This is a genomic window from Streptosporangium sp. NPDC048886 (genome assembly GCF_055586905.1).
This window is the reverse complement of record NZ_JBVJHH010000008.1, coordinates 207,655-222,813: the sequence shown is the minus strand read 5'-3', so window position 1 is coordinate 222,813 and position 15,159 is coordinate 207,655. Positions and strand designations below refer to the sequence as shown.

The window sequence follows — 15,159 nt, the reverse complement described above, 5'->3', positions numbered from 1 at the left end:
CCTCGTCGACCGCACCCAGTCGGTGAAGTCCTCGCATGCGCCGCGGGCAAGTGCTCAGGTGGGGCACGGTCATGCGCCGCGGGCCGAACGCCCCAGGCCGGGGATGAGCACCGCGGCGACGATCAGGTGCATCCCGGCCAGCGTCACCGTGCTCGCGGTGCCGACGGCGCCGAGCGGGCCGGCCAGCGACAGCACGAGCACGACGGCCGCGATGACCGTCCAGGTCCGCCCCGGCCGTTTCAGGAGCCGTTCCAGCAGCGCGAGCAGCGCCCAGCCCGCCAGCCCGGCGAGCAGGCTCGCCGTGGCGACCGCGGCCGGCCCGACGGGCTGAACCGCCCCGTCGAGCCGGACGGTCAGGCCGATTCCGGCCACCGGGCCGGCCAGCGCCCAGAGGGCGAGGGCCGCAGCCGTCGCGCCGGCCACTGTCAGTGCCCGCCGGGTGGCGGTGCGGCCGGCCCGCTCCGGCACGGCACGGGTGGGAATGGTCTCACCGGACACGCGTTTCCCCTTTCGGAGTCGGACGGGGCGGGCCGTCCCGCACGCCGTCCGCTGATGGCGGCCGCGGCGGCCCCGTCTGGTCCATGAGCGTCGCCGTCGCGGCGCGGTCGCCGCATCGGCCGCGCGGCCGCGGCGGGTTCGACTGTGGTAGGGCCGGACACCGACTTTGGTAGGTGTCGGCGCCGCCGTACCCGGAGCTACCCTTGGTCGGTGCACGGCGAGATCCACTGCGAGGCGGGGGCGGAGCCCGAGGGGCGGCACGCCTCCGAGCCCCTCGCCGCGATCGGCATGATCGTAGGGGTGGGGAGCCTGGTCGCGCTGACGATCTGGGGCCGCTCCGACGCGCATCCGGCGGAGGGGCTGCTCGGTCTCGACATCGCGGCCGGGGCGCTCGGGTGCGCCCTGCTGCCCGTCCTGCTGCGGCGGCCGGTCACCGGCGCGCTGGGACTCACCGCGTTGGCGGCGCTGTCGATGGCGGCCACCCCGGTGGCCACGCTGGGCGCGCTGCTGGTCGCTCAGCGGCGCAGCTTCCCCGTCGCGGCCGCGGTGGCCGTGGCGGGGGTCGCGGCGCACGCGGCGCAGGGCGTGTGGCGGCCGAGCGGAGGGATCACCTTCGGCTGGTGGCTGGCCCTGATCACCGTCGGATACGGCGCGCTGGTCGGCTGGGGCGCGCTGACCCGGGCGCGGCGCGCGCTCGTCACCTCGCTGTGCGAGCGCGCCCGCCGCGCCGAGGCCGAGCAGGGCCGGCGGGTGGCCGAGGCCCGGATGCTGGAGCGGACCCGGATCGCCCGGGAGATGCACGACGTGCTGGCCCACCGGCTGTCGCTGCTGGCCACATACGCGGGCGCGCTGGAATACCGCCCGGACTCCCCGCCCGAGCAGCTCTCCCGCGCCGCCGGCGTGGTCCGCGCCGGGGTGCACCAGGCACTCGACGAGCTCCGCGATGTGATCATCCTGCTGCGCGACGAGGACGACGGTCCCGACGGACCGCCCCAGCCCGTGCTCGCCGACCTGCCCCGCCTGGTCGAGGAGACCCGTGACGCCGGAGAGGAGATACGGCTGCGCAACGGGGTGGTCGACCCGGCCGCCCTGCCTGCCGCCGTCGGCCGGACGGCCTATCGGGTTGTGCAGGAGGGGCTGACCAACGCCCGCAAGCACGCCGCGGGCCGGCCGGTCCAGGTCGTGCTGGAGGGCCGGCCCGGCGACCGGCTTGTGATCGACATCCGCAACCCGCTGCCGGAGGGCGGGGCCGCCCCGCCGATCACACCCGGCACCGGCACCGGCCTGGTCGGGCTGACCGAGCGGGTGCAACTCGCCGGCGGGCTGCTCGACCACGAGGTGACCGCCGGCGGCGAGTTCCACCTGCGCGCCTGGCTACCATGGCCGGCGTGAACCGTCCGCTGCGCGTGCTCATCGTGGACGACGACGCCCTCGTCCGCGCCGGGCTGTCCATGATGCTCGACGGGATCCACGGCATCACCGTGGTCGGCGAGGCCGCCGACGGCGACGAGGTGCCCGCGGCCGCCGACGCGCACGCCCCCGACGTCGTGCTCATGGACCTTCGGATGCCGCGGGTGGACGGCATCACCGCCACCCGCAGACTACGGAGCCGGCGACACCCGCCCGAGGTCATCGTGCTGACCACCTTCGACAGCGACGAGAACATCCTGCACGCGCTGCGCGCCGGCGCCAGCGGCTTCCTGCTCAAAGACACCCCGCCGGCGCAGATCGTCGGAGCGGTCCGCCAGGTCGCCGCCGGAGACCCGATCCTGTCCCCCAGGGTCACCCGCCGGCTCATGGACCGCGCGGCCACCCAGGCCGGCACCTACCAGCGGGCCCGTGCCGCACTGGCCACCCTCAGCCCCCGCGAGCGCGAGGTGGTCCTCGCCGTGGCCCAGGGCCGGACCAACGCCGAGATCGCCGCGGAGCTCTTCATGACCGTGGCCACGGTCAAGGCCCACGTCTCCCACATCCTCAGCAAACTCGACCTCGACAACCGGACCCAGATCGCCCTGCTCGCACACGACGCCGGCCTGGCCTGACCTGCGGCGGGGCGGGCGGGGACGGACGCCGCGGCGCGACCGCCCGGCATGACGCTCATCCGGCCCCACCGCCCGCACCCCGAGCCCCGGCCACCGGCGACCGCCCTCCGGCGGCGGAGGTCCGCGGTCCGGCTAGGGAGCGGCGGCCATCTCCTCCAGGCGGGCGGCGAGCCGGTCGGGCTCCCCGTCGGCCAGCGCGGCCGCGGCGCGCCACCAGGCGAACCACTCACCGCTGCGCCACATCCAGTCGACACGCTCGATGGCGGCGATGACGTCGCCCGTGACCTGCCACGGCCCGCCCGCCTGCGCGGCGGTGGCCCCGTGGCGCAGGGCCCAGGCGTGCAGGGTCCCGGCGGCGGACCCGTCGACCGGCTGCGCGTAGGGGTCGGGGTGCTCGTCCAGCCGGTGCGGGCCGAGACCGGCCGCCACCCCCCAGCTCCACTGGGCCTCGGCCGGGCGGGAGTAGCGCAGCGACTCGAAGTCGAGGTTGGAGCCGAGGCCGCCCTCCCGGCGCCTGACCACCACCGCGTCGAGCCGGCCGCCCGCGTCGAAGGAGACCACGATCCGCCGGCCGGGGGCGGCGTCCTCGGGCAGCGCGACCCGGTCCTCCACCTGCCAGGAGTTCAGGTCGGTCACCGCGGCGGGCCGGCCCCAGACCTCGTCGGCGGCGTCGTCGGCGATCCAGGCGGCGAGCATCTCCAGCACGGTCAGGTCGGTCCACGGGTCGACGGCGGTCGCGCTGCGGAGCACCTCGTCCGGCGCCGGCAGCTTGCCGCCGCGGGTCCGCCGCCACCACTGCCCGCCCAGGTCACGGGTGCCGACCAGCAGCCCGGCCAGCGCGGCGAGCTCGGTGGACCTGCGGGTCAGCGGGGCATAGCGGGCGAGCTCGGCACAGCGGGCGGCACGGTCGGCGCCGAACACGGCCTCCACCTCGCGGAGCAGGGCACCGGCCTCCAGCCGCTCCTCGCCCAGAAGGTCACGGATCAGTCGTCTGGCCTCGGTCCGGGCATCCTCCGCACGTGCCTCGCGCATACGGGCCACGCTACGCCCGGCGCTCCCCGCGCGCGAGGGCCGGCGGCCTCACCCGTGGGGGCCGGCGGCCTCACGCGTGGGGGTCGGCGGCCTCACGCGTGGGGGTCGGCAGGCGGGACGGCCGTGCCGTCGTCGCCGGGCGAGCGCGCCCGGTAGGCGGCCCGGCCCACCATGTAGGCGGCCACCGCCGCGGTGACCACCTGGAAGACCGCGACCAGCGCCAGCGTCCCGGCGATCGCCCAGGTGGGCCGGCGCAGCCACATGGCCAGCAGGATCAGGTGCAGGCCGAGCACCTGCGGCTTGGTCGCCGGATGCATGCGTGACAGGGTGCCGGGGAACCTGACCATCCCCACCCCCGCCACGAACGCGAGCGCGGCACCCAGCAGCAGGCACGCCGCGGCGGCCACGTCCAGCGCGGTCAACGTGCCCTCCCCGGGAGGGGCCCGGCCGGTGCGGTCAACGCGCCCTCCCCGAGAAGAACCTGGCCAGCGAGACCGATCCGACGAACCCGACGAAGGACAGCACCAGCAGGACCGGCAGCGCCGAATACTCCCCCACCACCGCCGCCCCCGTCCCGATCCCGCACATCACCACCGCGGTGAGCACGTCCAGCGCGACCGCCCGGTCCAGCATGGAGGGGCCGCGCACCAGCCGGTGGAGCGTCAGCGCCGCCGCGCAGCCGAGCAGCGCCAGCGCCGCCAGATATACCGCCGTCACCGCAGTTCCTCCTGGTCCGCACCGGTGCCGAAGGCCGCCACGATGCCCTTCTCCAGCCGCGTCACGTCCGCCTGGACGGTGGCCTGGACGTCCCCGGTGATGCCCAGGACGTGCAGCACCAGCTCCCTGTCGCCGAAGTGCACCTCCAGCACCAGGCTGCCCGGCAGCGCCGACAGCGCCACGGTGATCAGCACGGCCATCACCTCCGACGACGTGCGCAGCCGTACCTCGACGATCTGGACCGGCGGCATCGCCCCCAGGCGCAGCGCCCAGAACGCGACACGGAAGCTGGAGGCCACCAGGTCCAGCGCGAAGCGGACCAGGAAGACGAGCGCCGCGACCGGGTGGATCCGCAGGCCGGTGTCCAGCACCGGCAGGGGCAGCAGCCAGACGACGAGCACCCCGCCCAGCAGGCCGCCGAGCACGTTGCCCACGCTGAGGTCGCCCCAGAGCAGCAGCCAGACCACCGTGAGCCACGCCACCTGCGGCAGCGGGACGGGCCTGCCCAGCAGTCGGGGGGTGAGTCCCCGGCCGCTCACCGCAGGCTCCTGAGCACCGACGAGATGTACGGCTCGCGGGCCATCAGCTCGCCGGCGGTCCGTCGCGCCAGGGCGGACAGCGGCCCGGCCAGCACGGTGAACGACAGGGCCAGCGCCACCAGGGCCATGGCGGAGCCGAGCATCGGCAGCGGGATGCTCGCGCTCGTGACGATCGCCCGGCCGGTGATCCCCTCGGTGCCGGAGGCCCGGACGACGGGGGCCTCCTCGCCCTCCAGCACGGTCCCCATCTTCTTGATCATGCCGGGGGGCGGCGTCCGCCAGAACGCCTTGTTCCACGTCGTGGCCACGGCGTACAGGGTGAGGAGGCTGGTCAGCAGCCCCCCCGCCACCAGGACGAGCGCCATGGGACCGCCATCGGCCACCCCCGCCTGGATCAGCGTCAGCTTGCCGAGGAAGCCGGACATCGGCGGGATGCCCGCCAGGTTCATCGCCGGGACGAAGAAGAGCACCGCGATCAGGGGCGCCAGCCTCATCAGGCCCCCCAGCCGCTCCAGCGCGGTCGTGCCGGTGCGGCGCTCGATCAGCCCGGTCACCAGGAAGAGGCTGGTCTGCACGGTGATGTGGTGGACGACGTAGAACACCGCACCCGCCAGACCGAGGACCGAGGAGAGCGCCACCCCGAAGACCATGTAGCCGATATGGCTGACCAGCGTGAAGGAGAGCATCCGTTTGATGTCGGTCTGGGCCACCGCACCGAACACCCCGACCAGCATGGTCAGCAGCGCCACCCACATCAGCAGGCCGCTCACCGGCCCGCCGGGGAACAGCAGCGCCTCCAGCCGGATGATCGCGTAGATGCCGACCTTGGTGAGCAGCCCGGCGAACAGCGCCGTCGCGGGGGCCGGCGCGGTCGGATAGGAGTCGGGCAGCCACGCCGACATCGGGAAGATGGCCGCCTTGACCACGAAGACCAGCAGGAGCAGGAGTTCGACCAGCAGCTTGACGTGCCCGGGCAGCACGGAGAAGCGCTCGGCGAGCTGGGCCATCGACACGGTGCCCGTCGCGCCGTAGGCCACCGCGATCCCGACCAGGAAGAGCATCGAGGAGGCCAGGCCCATCACCACGTAGGTGGCGCCCGCGCGGATGCGGGACTCGGTGCCGCCGAAGGTAAGCAGCACGTAGGAGCCGCTGAGCAGCATCTCGAAGGCTACGAAGAGGTTGAACAGGTCACCGGCGAGGAAGGCGTCCGACACCCCGGCGATCATGATGAGGTAGGCCGGGTGGAAGATCGACAGCGGGGCGATGCGCTCCTGGTCGGCGTAGGCCTGCGAGATGGAGTAGATCATCACGCACAGCGTCACCGCCGAGGAGACCACCAGCATCAGCGCGGCGAGCCGGTCGGCGACCAGGGCGATACCGATCGGCGCCGGCCAGCCTCCGGCGTAGGTCACCAACGGCCCCCCTCCGTCGGCCGCCAGCAGCAGGACGCATGACACCACCAGCACGGCCGTGAGCGTCACCACGCTGATGAGCGCCTGCAGCCTGCGCAGCCGCCCGCCGATGGCCAGCTTGAGCCCGGCGGCCAGCAGCGGCAGCACCACCGGGGCCGCGACCAGCCCCCCTTCCGGGACCGCGATCAGCTTCTCCACCGGCCCTCCCCGCCGGGCACGGCGTGCCGCTCCCGTGACCTCCGTCTCACGCCCGGCACGGCCGGCTCCGTCCACGACCACCGGCCCGCCTCCGGCACAACCCGCCGGAGCCACGGCCACCCGCCCCCGTCCGGCACGGCCCGTGTCCCCGGCGTCCCCCGCCCCGCGTCCGGCAGGGCATGCGGCACAGTCATCAGTCGTCCCCCTCCAGGTCCGGATCCTCTGCCCTGGCCTGCCGCTCCCGGTCGGCCCGGATGGCCGCCCGCATCTCCTTGCGCGCCTCGCGCTGGCGGAGCCGGAACCGCCTGCGGATCTCCCGTTCCCGCTCGGCCTGCTCCCGCTCCCGCCGGGCGAAGTCCGCGCGCAGCTTGTCGATCCGCTCCTGCCGGCTCTCCTTGGACACCGCCTCCTCGCGCCGGGCCTCGGCGAGCCGTTCCTCGATCTGCTCGCTGGACAGGCCGGCGTCCTTGTGCGCCTGGAGCCAGCGGCCCAGGTCCACGTTGACGTCCAGGATCCGTCTCTCCAGCTCCTGGGCCTCCCGGTGTTCCCTTTCGCGCCGGGCGGACTCCAGGTGGGCGAGTTCCGCGCGCTGCTCCTGGACCAGCCGCCGGTACGCCTCCTGCTTGGCGAGCACGGCCTGGGTGAGCTCCCCGCGCCGGGCGCGCAACCGTACCCTGCGGTCCTCGGTGTCGTCCTGGACCTCGTCGCCGCCGGTGAGCTGCCAGGACCGGTGGACCACGGAGAGCAGGAACGCGGTGATGCCCAGGGTGATCACGATGGAGGTGAGCACCATCGCCTGCGGCAGCGGGTCGGCCATCCTCGCCGGATCGGACCTGCCGAGGATGGGCGGCTCCCCGGCGGGACCGCCGACGGTGAGGATCAGCAGGTTCACCCCGTTGCCGAGCAGGATGACGCCGACCAGCAGCCGGACCAGGCTCCGCTCCAGCAGGAGCGTCACCCCGGCGGCCGCCAGGGTCCCCGACACCAGCAGGGGCAGCAGCGAGACGGTCACCGCTCCTCCTCGGCCTCGATCTGCCGGTCCAGCTCCGCCCCCAGGCTGCGCAGGACGTCCTGCGCCATGCCGACCACCGTGACGTAGATCCCGATGTCGAACAGCAGCACGGTCGACAGGTGGAGCTCACCGATCAGCGGGATCGCCAGGTCCGCGGAGAGCATGTCCAGCGGCGCGCCGGTGGCCAGCAGCCCCCAGAGCGCGGTGACGGTGGACAGCAGGAGCCCCAGGCCGATCAGCACCCCGGCGTCCACCGGCGCCGCGACGGCCAGCTCGTAGCGGCCGCCGGCGAGGTAGCGGATGACCAGCGCCAGCCCGGCCACGATGCCGCCGGCGAACCCGCCCCCCACCGAGCTGTGCCCGGTGAACAGCAGGAAGAGCGAGATCAGCATCACCGTGTGGAAGGTCAGCCGGGCCACGACCTCCAGGACGACCGCCTGCTCCCCCGCGGGCAGGGTCGCCGCGAGCCAGTGCGTCCGGTCCTCCCGCCTGGCCTCCGCGGGCGGGCGCTCCAGCGCGTACGTACGGCGGCGCAGGAAGACCAGACTGGTCACCCCGAGAGTGAGGACGACGATCACGGAGCTCTCCCCCATGGTGTCCCACGCCCGGATGTCCACCAGCAGCGCGCTGACGATGTTGGAGGCCCCGGACTCCTCGGCAGCGTCGGCCATCAGCCGGCCGACCGGCATCGCCGTGCGCGCGCTCGCCGCCAGCATCCCGGCACCGACGATCATCACGCCGCTCACCACTCCGAGGGCGACGCGCACGCCGAAGGGCACCCGGGGCGAGCCCTCCCTCGGCCCCACCGGGAGCCTGCGGAGCACCAGCACGAACACCACCAGGCTCAGCGTCTCGGTGAGGAACTGGGTCAGTGCCAGGTCCGGCGAGCCGTGCACCAGGAACAGCAGCGCGACGCCGTACCCGGTCACCCCCGCCAGCAGCGCGAGCACGATGTGCGAGCGCACCCGCGGCGCGACGAGCGCCGTGGCGATGAGCAGGACGCCGATGACGGGCTGCTCGACGCGCTCCCAGGGCACCACGTCCAGCCGGACGTCGCGGACGGGCCCGTACAGCAGCGAGAAGCCCCCGATCCCGGCCATGGAGACAAGGGCGATCATGAGGTAGTCGGGGAGCGAGCCCCGCTGGGTGACGCCGGTCAGCTGGAGGGCGGAGCGGTCCAGCGCCCGGATGACGCTCCAGTAGACGTGGCCGGAGTCGACCAGGCGCAGGATCCGCCCGGTCCGCTCCACCGCGGGACCGGCCAGGAGGAGGAGCACGCCCCCGGCCAGGGCGACGGCCGACAGCAGCAGCGGCACGGGCGCGCCGGTCCACAGCGCGAGGTGGGTGCCGTGGCCGGGCCCGGCGAAGGTGTCGGTGTAGCTCTCCATCGCCTGGCCGTACCGTCCGGCGAAGGGGGCGGCGACCAGCCCGAGTACGGCGAGCAGCGCGGGCGGCAGGAACGTCGCGGCGGCGGAGCCGTGCGCGGGGACCGGCTCCCGGCCCGGCCGGTCGCCGAAGGCCCCCCACAGGAAGCGCAGGCTGTAGCCGGCGGTGAGCACCGACCCGACGACCACCCCCGCCAGCGTCACGGTGTCGGTGGTCCGTCCGGTCAGCAGCGACTCGAACGCGGCCTCCTTGCCGACGAACCCCAGGAACGGCGGGATCCCCGCCATCGAGGCCGCCGCCGCCACGGAGGTGGCGCAGAGCCAGGGCGCCGAATGCCGCAGGCCGCTCAGCTCGCGCAGGTCGCGGGTGCCGGTGGAGTGGTCGATGACCCCGACGACCAGGAACAGCGACGCCTTGAACAGCGCGTGCGCGAGCAGCATGGCGACGCCCGCGATCGCGGTGTCCCTGGTGGCCGCGCCGAACAGCACGGTCAGGAAGCCGAGCTGGCTCACCGTGCCGTAGGCCAGCAGCCTCTTGAGGTCGTGCTCGCGCAGGGCCCGCCAGCCGCCCAGCACCATCGTGAGCAGGCCGAGCGGTACGACGATCAGCTGCCAGGCGGGCAGTCCGCCGAATGCCGGGCCGAGCCGGGCGATCAGATAGACCCCCGCCTTCACCATGGCCGCGGCGTGCAGGTAGGCGGAGACCGGGGTCGGCGCGGCCATCGCGGCGGGCAGCCACATGCTGAGCGGGAAGATCGCCGACTTTGACAGCGCCCCGACCAGGATCAGCGCCATCGCCACCGGGACGGAGCCACCGGCCGGCGGGTCCGCGACGATCCGCGAGATCTCGTAGGTCCCCGCCGCCTCACCGAGCACGACCATGCCCGCCAGCATGGTCAGGCCGCCGAAGGTGGTGACGGTCAGCGCCTGCATCGCCGCCCTGCGGCTGGCCCTGCTCGCGGGGTCGTGGCCGATCAGCAGGTAGGAGAAGACCGTGGTCAGCTCCCAGAAGACGTACAACAGTAGGAGGTTGTCGGCGACCACCAGCCCGAGCATCGCCCCGGCGAACGCCACCAGCACCCCGCCGAACCGGCCGAGCCCCTCCTCCCCGGCGTCGAAGTAGCGGGAACAATACAGCAGGACCAGTGCGCCCACACCGGTGACCAGGAAGGTCATGAGGAGGGCCAGCGCGTCGACGCGGAAGGACAGCGCGAAGCCCAGCGTGGGCGCGTAGGGGTGCTCGGATCCGGCCGGGCCGCCGTTCAGCGCCACCCACAGCGCGTAGCCGAGCCCGCAGGCGGGCGGCACGGCGAGCACGAGGAAACCGTCACGGCCGAGACGGCGCATCAGCGCCGGCGCGCACACCGCCGCGACGGCGTGCAGGATCAGCAGCGGCTCCATGTTCCCCCGGGCAACCGTCGTGGCCGACGTATCCCAAACTGCCAGGAGCCACCCGTTTCACCACTTGAGCACACCAGCGGCTTGACCCGAACACCGCCGGTTCTTCACCGGCGCATGATCAGCTCTTCCGGCCGGTACGGCCGAGCAGCCAGCCGATCACGGCACTGCCGAGCGCGACGCCCGCGCCCATGCCGAACGCGGTCAGGACCGGCCACACGCGAGCGCCCGCGGGGGGCTGTTCGGCGGGGCGTTCGAAGATCCGCGGGGCTGTGAGCGGCCCGGCGACGTCCCCGGCCGGGGACGGCACGGCGGAGGATGACGCCACAGGGGACGGCACGGCCGGGGACGTCGCCCCCGGAGACGGCGCCTCTGGAGACGGCGCGCCGGAGGAGACGGGGGCGGCGGAGAGATGGCTCTCCACGGCGGAGAAGAACTCCCCCGCGGTCTTCTTGGCGACCGAGCCGAGCATGCGCTGGCCGATCCCTCCGATCATGCCGCCGATCACGGCCTCGGCGTCGTAGTCGATCCGGGTGCCGCCCTCGACCTCGTTGAGGCGGATCTCCACGGTGGCGTCCACGGTCCCGGGCGCGCCCTGCCCCCGCGCCCTGAGCACGAAACGCTGCGGGGCGTCGGGCTCGGACAGGGCGACCTCTCCCTGGTAGACGCCCTTGATCGAGGCGACTCCGGCGGTGACCGTCATCCGGTAGATGCCGGGCCCCGTCTCCTCCAGACGCTCGCAGCCCGGGATCGTGCGCACGAGCACGGCCGGATCCTGGAGCGCGGACCACACGCGGTCCCTGTCGATGCCGAGTACGGCACTGCCTGCGAGCTTCACAGCAGCACCATAGGCAATCGCCCGCCGTATCGATAACAGCAACATCTGCCCGTCGGCGGGGCGCGCGATTGTCACAGGCCCCGCGTGGCGCCGTCGGCCCGCGGCCGGTGACCCCGACCGGTCCCTCTCACGGCCGGGGATCTCGGCCGGGTCCCTCCTGCCGACGGGGATCTCGGTCGGTCCCTTCTCCCGGTCGGGGAGCTCGGTCGAGCTCCTCCTGCCGACGGGGATCTCGGTCGGACGTCTCTCAGGGACGGGCCGCCGTGGAGGGGCGGCCCCGCAGCGGCGCCCCCACCTCGTGCAGGTGGCGCAGCGCCTGCGCGTAGGAGCTGATGAGCCCGCTCTCCAGGTAGGGGATGTCCAGCTCCTCGCAGTATTCCCGCACGATCGGCTGGGCACGGCGCAGGTTCGGCATCGGCATGCTCGGGAAGAGGTGGTGCTCGATCTGGTAGTTGAGCCCGCCCAGCACCGTGTCCAGCACCCGCCCGCCGCGCACGTTACGCGAGGTCAGCACCTGACGCCGGAGGAAGTCGAGCCGGTCGTCGCCCCTCAGCATCGGCATCCCCTTGTGGTTGGGCGCGAACGTGCAGCCCAGGTAGACGCCGAAGACCGCCTGGTGCAGCAGGAGGAAGGCGACGGCCCGGCCGGGCGACAGCACCGTCAGCAGCGCGGCGAGGTAGGCGGCCACGTGCGCCGTCAGCAGCACCGCCTCCAGCCCGCGGCGCTTCAGCGACGGGCGCGCCAGGGCCCGGAAGCTGGACACGTGCAGGTTGAACCCCTCCAGCGTGAGCAGCGGGAAGAACAGCAGCGCCTGCCGGCGTCCCAGGAACCTGGGCAGCCCCCGGCTGGCGGCGGCCTGCTCGGCCGACCAGATCAGGAAGTCGGGTGAGACGTCGGGGTCGTGGTCCTCGTGGTTGGGATTGGCGTGGTGGCGGGTGTGCTTGTCCATCCACCAGCCGTAGCTCATGCCGATGGCGAGGTTGCCGGCCACCAGGCCGGCGATCCCGCTGGAGCGCCGGGAGCGGAAGACCTGCCGGTGGGCCAGGTCGTGGGCGACCAGCGCGATCTGGGCGAAGACCAGCGCCAGGAAGGCCGCCACCAGCAGCTGGTACCAGGAGTCGCCCACCGCGAAGAACGCGGCCCAGCCTCCGGCGAAGGCGGCGGTGACGAGAGCCAGCCGCAGGGCGTAGTGGCCCGGGCGGCGCTCCAGCAGCCCCGCCTCGGCGATCCGGCGTGCCAGGTGGGCGAAGTCGCTGCCCCGGGCGCCGCTGTCCGCGTCCGGGGTGCCGGCGGACCGGTCCGGGGGGTCGATCACGGTCGAATTGGTCACGGTTCTCCTCGGGAGCGCGGACGCCAGACAGGATTGATCGGCTTCAGCGCCGTAGATCGGCGTCAGAGCTGATGTCCTGTCCCAGGGTTCCGTGATCATCGTGACCGCGGACCCCCGCGACCACCCGGATCCGTGGTGGTGCTGACCCTACCCGGCTTCCGGTCCGACGGCCACGCCTTCAGCCGCCTCCGACAGCAGGGCGGCCGTGGTGACCCGGATGGACGACACGACCGGCTTCCGGTCCGACGGCCGCGCCGCGGCCGCCCCGGGCCGGGCCGGGTCACCGTTGGTCGCGCCGCAGGGGGTGGTCGTCGGGGATCTCGACGAGGACAATGGGCAGGCCGTCGGGATCCTCGATCCACATCTCGATCAGCCCCCACGGCTCCCGCCGGGGAGGGCGGACCACGTCGACCCCCGCATCGCGCAGCCGCCCGTGCTCGGCCGACAGGTCGCGGACCTGGAGCCAGACCGCGGAGGTCTGCCCCGCGGCCCCGTCGGAGCGGCCGGAGAGCTCCAGGAAGCCCTGGCCGAGGAAGAAGACCAGGCCCGGGTCCTCGGCGGGGCCGAACTCCCGGTATACCGCCAGCCCCAGGATGTCCCGGTAGAACCGGCGGCTGCGCCCGGGATCGGAGGGGCGCACGAGGATGCGGCTGCTCAGCACCTCCATGTGTCGGCCTGACCTCCCTCCGGCGCCCTCGTGCCCCCCGACCCCCGATCCGCCGGACGGTCCACGCGGCCCACCCGGGCCGCCTCCCGTGGGCGGCGCGGGGAGCCCACGCCCCCGGTCTCAGGCCCGGGTCGGCTCCTCATAGCCCTCATCCTCCCCGTAGACGCGCTTGTCGGGATCGCCCTCGGGCTGGTTGGCCGGGTCGGTGGGAGAGGGGGCGGACTCCTCGGCGAAGTCCGGAACATCATGATCTTCTGGATTCTCCCGGCGGTCGGCCAGTGGCCGGCTCTCATCGGACTGCGACATGTGTCCTCCTTGCTCGTCCTTGCTCGTCCTTGCTCGTCGATACCGGGCACCCTCCCCTCCGACGGACCCGCCTATGCCTTCTCCGGCCGCCGTACCGCCGGCGTCTCCCGCACCCGGCCGGTCAGCTGGAGCTCCGGCTGCTGGCAGGATGGTGGCCCATGGCACCGGGGAAATCATGGGCGAGCAGATCGGCGGCGGCGTTCATGGCCCTGGCGGCGGGCGCGGGATGCGCCGGCGGCACCGGTGGCGTCCCGGAGCCCGGCGCCGGCCGCGCCTCCTCCACCCCGGGCTCCCCGAGGGTCAGCGCCTCGCCGGCCAGACCCGCCGGGCCGCCGGGGGCGCTGCCCAGACCGGGTGAGGTGGGCCGGATCCCGGCGCCCTCCGACGGGCTGCCCCGGGTGATCAGCTCCATCCCCACCGGGCGGAAGGTGGTCTTCCTCACCATCGACGACGGCTGGGAGCAGGATCCGGGCTTCCTCGCGCAGGTCAGGGACCAGCGGATCCCCATCGCGGCCTTCGTCACCCGCGACGCCGTGGAGGCCAGGGGCACGACCGACCCGACCGCGCAGGGCGGCAGATTCCTGGGCGCCGGCAAGTGGGAGTACGTACGCGCCCTGCACGAGGCTGGGGCGACGATCGAGAACCACACGCTGACCCATCCGAACCTGCCGGCGCTCGGCTACCAGCGGCAGAGGGCCGAGATCTGCGGCACCTCCACGCTGATCCGCAAGCATGTGGGCAGCAGGCCCACGCTGTTCCGGCCGCCGTTCGGCAACCACAACACCCTGACCCGCAGGGCCGCCAAGGCCTGCGGCATCGACGCGCTCCTGCTCTGGACCGCGACCGTGCAGCCCGGCGGGAAGATCGCCTACCAGGTGCCCGACAAGAAGCTCCGCCCGGGTGACGTGCTGCTGCTGCACTTCCGCCCGGGCCTGTCACGCGACTTCCGCGTCCTGGTCAACAAGATCAAACGACGGGGGTTCGAGATCGGCAATCTGGACGCCTACCTGAAGGCCGCGACCCGCTAGCCTCCACGGCCCGCACGGCCCCGCCCGGCCGGTCGCACGCGACGACGGACGGCCCGCCTCCCCGGGGGACGGGCCGTCCGGGAGGTGTCCGGTCACTCGTTCTCAGCGGTGTAGAGGTATTTCCAGCCGCCGCACCTGGTCGGGTAGGAGCTGTGCGGACCGGCCTGGCACACCTTGACGCGGACGCTCCGCGCGTCCTCCTCGGCGAAGTGGAACCGCTTGGCGCCGCCCGCCCCGCAGTATTTGTAGGTCCTGCCGCCGGACCAGTCGTCGTAGCCGTCGTCGAAGTGGTTCACCTGGAACCGCACGTAGCCGCACTTGCCGCCCTGGCGGTAGGTGCGGTGGTCGAGGTCGTAGAGCTTGCCCCTGACGTGCACCTCGTTGGACTCCTGGTGGCGGTCCCACTCGACGCCGATCCAGCCGGCCGCCTTGGCCCTGCCGCCGGCGGAGAAGTAGGGGCCCCAGTAGTCGTCGTAGTCGTAGTCCGACGGGCCCGCGGCGGTGGCCCGCGTGGCCGCGCCCGCGGTGGCCGCGGTGGCCGGCAGGGCGAGCGCGAGCGCGCCGGCGGTGGCGGCCGTGGCCAGCAGGACAGTGGTCAGTCGCTTCATGGTGATCTCCTCGACCCCCGGACCGGCTCCCTGCCGGATCCCCCCTGGGCGTGGCCCCATTGGAACGGGGGGTGCTTGCAGCCTCCCTTAGCGGTGCTTGCAGCCTCCCGTAGCCGGGCTTGCAGCCTGCGGGCCGGCCGGCCCGGGGG

16 protein-coding genes are annotated in these 15,159 nt (G+C 73.7%); 3 read left to right on the top strand and 13 right to left on the bottom strand.

All coding sequences use genetic code 11. The features are described from left to right. Nucleotides 1-69: 69 nt before the first annotated feature. The gene (locus tag ACZ6R6_RS12450) at nucleotides 70-498 is read right to left on the bottom strand and encodes a DUF6069 family protein (protein WP_470092701.1); all 429 of its coding nucleotides are present in this window, start codon (nucleotides 496-498) and stop codon (nucleotides 70-72) included. Nucleotides 499-708: 210 nt separating this feature from the next. Here ACZ6R6_RS12450 and ACZ6R6_RS12445 point away from each other — a divergent pair, with 210 nt between their 5' ends. Beyond that, nucleotides 709-1,890 (top strand): sensor histidine kinase, encoded by a 1,182-nt coding sequence (locus tag ACZ6R6_RS12445; protein WP_470092699.1) that lies wholly within the window; start codon nucleotides 709-711, stop codon nucleotides 1,888-1,890. Continuing rightward, nucleotides 1,878-2,540 carry a response regulator gene (locus ACZ6R6_RS12440; protein WP_470092697.1) on the top strand — a complete coding sequence of 221 codons (663 nt, stop codon included), beginning with the start codon at nucleotides 1,878-1,880 and terminating at the stop codon, nucleotides 2,538-2,540. Before ACZ6R6_RS12445 ends, ACZ6R6_RS12440 begins: the two co-directional genes overlap by 13 nt. Before the next feature lie 132 nt (nucleotides 2,541-2,672). On the opposite strand, the gene ACZ6R6_RS12435 is transcribed toward ACZ6R6_RS12440, so the two are convergent. From ACZ6R6_RS12435 to ACZ6R6_RS12385, 11 genes are all read right to left on the bottom strand, one after another. Next, nucleotides 2,673-3,572, bottom strand: a complete 900-nt coding sequence (locus tag ACZ6R6_RS12435; RefSeq protein WP_470092695.1) for a hypothetical protein — start codon at nucleotides 3,570-3,572, stop codon at nucleotides 2,673-2,675. 92 nt (nucleotides 3,573-3,664) lie between these two features. Next, nucleotides 3,665-3,994: a monovalent cation/H(+) antiporter subunit G gene (mnhG, locus tag ACZ6R6_RS12430; RefSeq protein ID WP_470092693.1), complete on the bottom strand. Its 330-nt coding sequence runs from the start codon at nucleotides 3,992-3,994 to the stop codon at nucleotides 3,665-3,667. Nucleotides 3,995-4,028: 34 nt separating this feature from the next. Then, a complete protein-coding gene (locus ACZ6R6_RS12425; protein WP_306867816.1) occupies nucleotides 4,029-4,289 on the bottom strand; it encodes a monovalent cation/H+ antiporter complex subunit F in 261 nt (86 codons plus the stop codon). Then, nucleotides 4,286-4,828, bottom strand: coding sequence for a Na+/H+ antiporter subunit E (locus ACZ6R6_RS12420; RefSeq protein ID WP_470092691.1), 543 nt, complete (start codon nucleotides 4,826-4,828; stop codon nucleotides 4,286-4,288). Before ACZ6R6_RS12420 ends, ACZ6R6_RS12425 begins: the two co-directional genes overlap by 4 nt. Then, on the bottom strand, nucleotides 4,825-6,438 hold the full coding sequence (locus tag ACZ6R6_RS12415) for a Na+/H+ antiporter subunit D (protein ID WP_470092689.1): 1,614 nt from the start codon (nucleotides 6,436-6,438) through the stop codon (nucleotides 4,825-4,827). Before ACZ6R6_RS12415 ends, ACZ6R6_RS12420 begins: the two co-directional genes overlap by 4 nt. A 193-nt stretch (nucleotides 6,439-6,631) precedes the next feature. After that, nucleotides 6,632-7,450 carry a Na(+)/H(+) antiporter subunit C gene (locus ACZ6R6_RS12410; RefSeq protein ID WP_470092687.1) on the bottom strand — a complete coding sequence of 273 codons (819 nt, stop codon included), beginning with the start codon at nucleotides 7,448-7,450 and terminating at the stop codon, nucleotides 6,632-6,634. Next, nucleotides 7,447-10,236, bottom strand: coding sequence for a Na+/H+ antiporter subunit A (locus tag ACZ6R6_RS12405; RefSeq protein WP_470092685.1), 2,790 nt, complete (start codon nucleotides 10,234-10,236; stop codon nucleotides 7,447-7,449). Before ACZ6R6_RS12405 ends, ACZ6R6_RS12410 begins: the two co-directional genes overlap by 4 nt. A 118-nt stretch (nucleotides 10,237-10,354) precedes the next feature. Next, a complete protein-coding gene (locus ACZ6R6_RS12400) occupies nucleotides 10,355-11,071 on the bottom strand; it encodes an SRPBCC family protein (protein ID WP_470092683.1) in 717 nt (238 codons plus the stop codon). 247 nt (nucleotides 11,072-11,318) lie between these two features. Further along, the gene (locus ACZ6R6_RS12395; RefSeq protein ID WP_470092681.1) at nucleotides 11,319-12,401 is read right to left on the bottom strand and encodes a fatty acid desaturase family protein; all 1,083 of its coding nucleotides are present in this window, start codon (nucleotides 12,399-12,401) and stop codon (nucleotides 11,319-11,321) included. A gap of 280 nt (nucleotides 12,402-12,681) precedes the next feature. Further along, nucleotides 12,682-13,068, bottom strand: a complete 387-nt coding sequence (locus ACZ6R6_RS12390) for a VOC family protein (protein WP_470092679.1) — start codon at nucleotides 13,066-13,068, stop codon at nucleotides 12,682-12,684. 120 nt (nucleotides 13,069-13,188) lie between these two features. Beyond that, nucleotides 13,189-13,374, bottom strand: coding sequence for a hypothetical protein (locus ACZ6R6_RS12385; protein ID WP_470092677.1), 186 nt, complete (start codon nucleotides 13,372-13,374; stop codon nucleotides 13,189-13,191). A 158-nt stretch (nucleotides 13,375-13,532) separates the two neighbouring features. Between ACZ6R6_RS12385 and ACZ6R6_RS12380 the strand changes: the two genes are divergently transcribed. After that, complete coding sequence (locus ACZ6R6_RS12380) at nucleotides 13,533-14,402, top strand: polysaccharide deacetylase family protein (RefSeq protein WP_470092675.1); 870 nt, start codon at nucleotides 13,533-13,535, stop codon at nucleotides 14,400-14,402. Nucleotides 14,403-14,494: 92 nt separating this feature from the next. Here the strand turns inward: ACZ6R6_RS12380 and ACZ6R6_RS12375 are convergent, their stop codons facing one another. Beyond that, nucleotides 14,495-15,010: a hypothetical protein gene (locus tag ACZ6R6_RS12375; protein ID WP_470092673.1), complete on the bottom strand. Its 516-nt coding sequence runs from the start codon at nucleotides 15,008-15,010 to the stop codon at nucleotides 14,495-14,497. Nucleotides 15,011-15,159 lie beyond the last annotated feature (149 nt).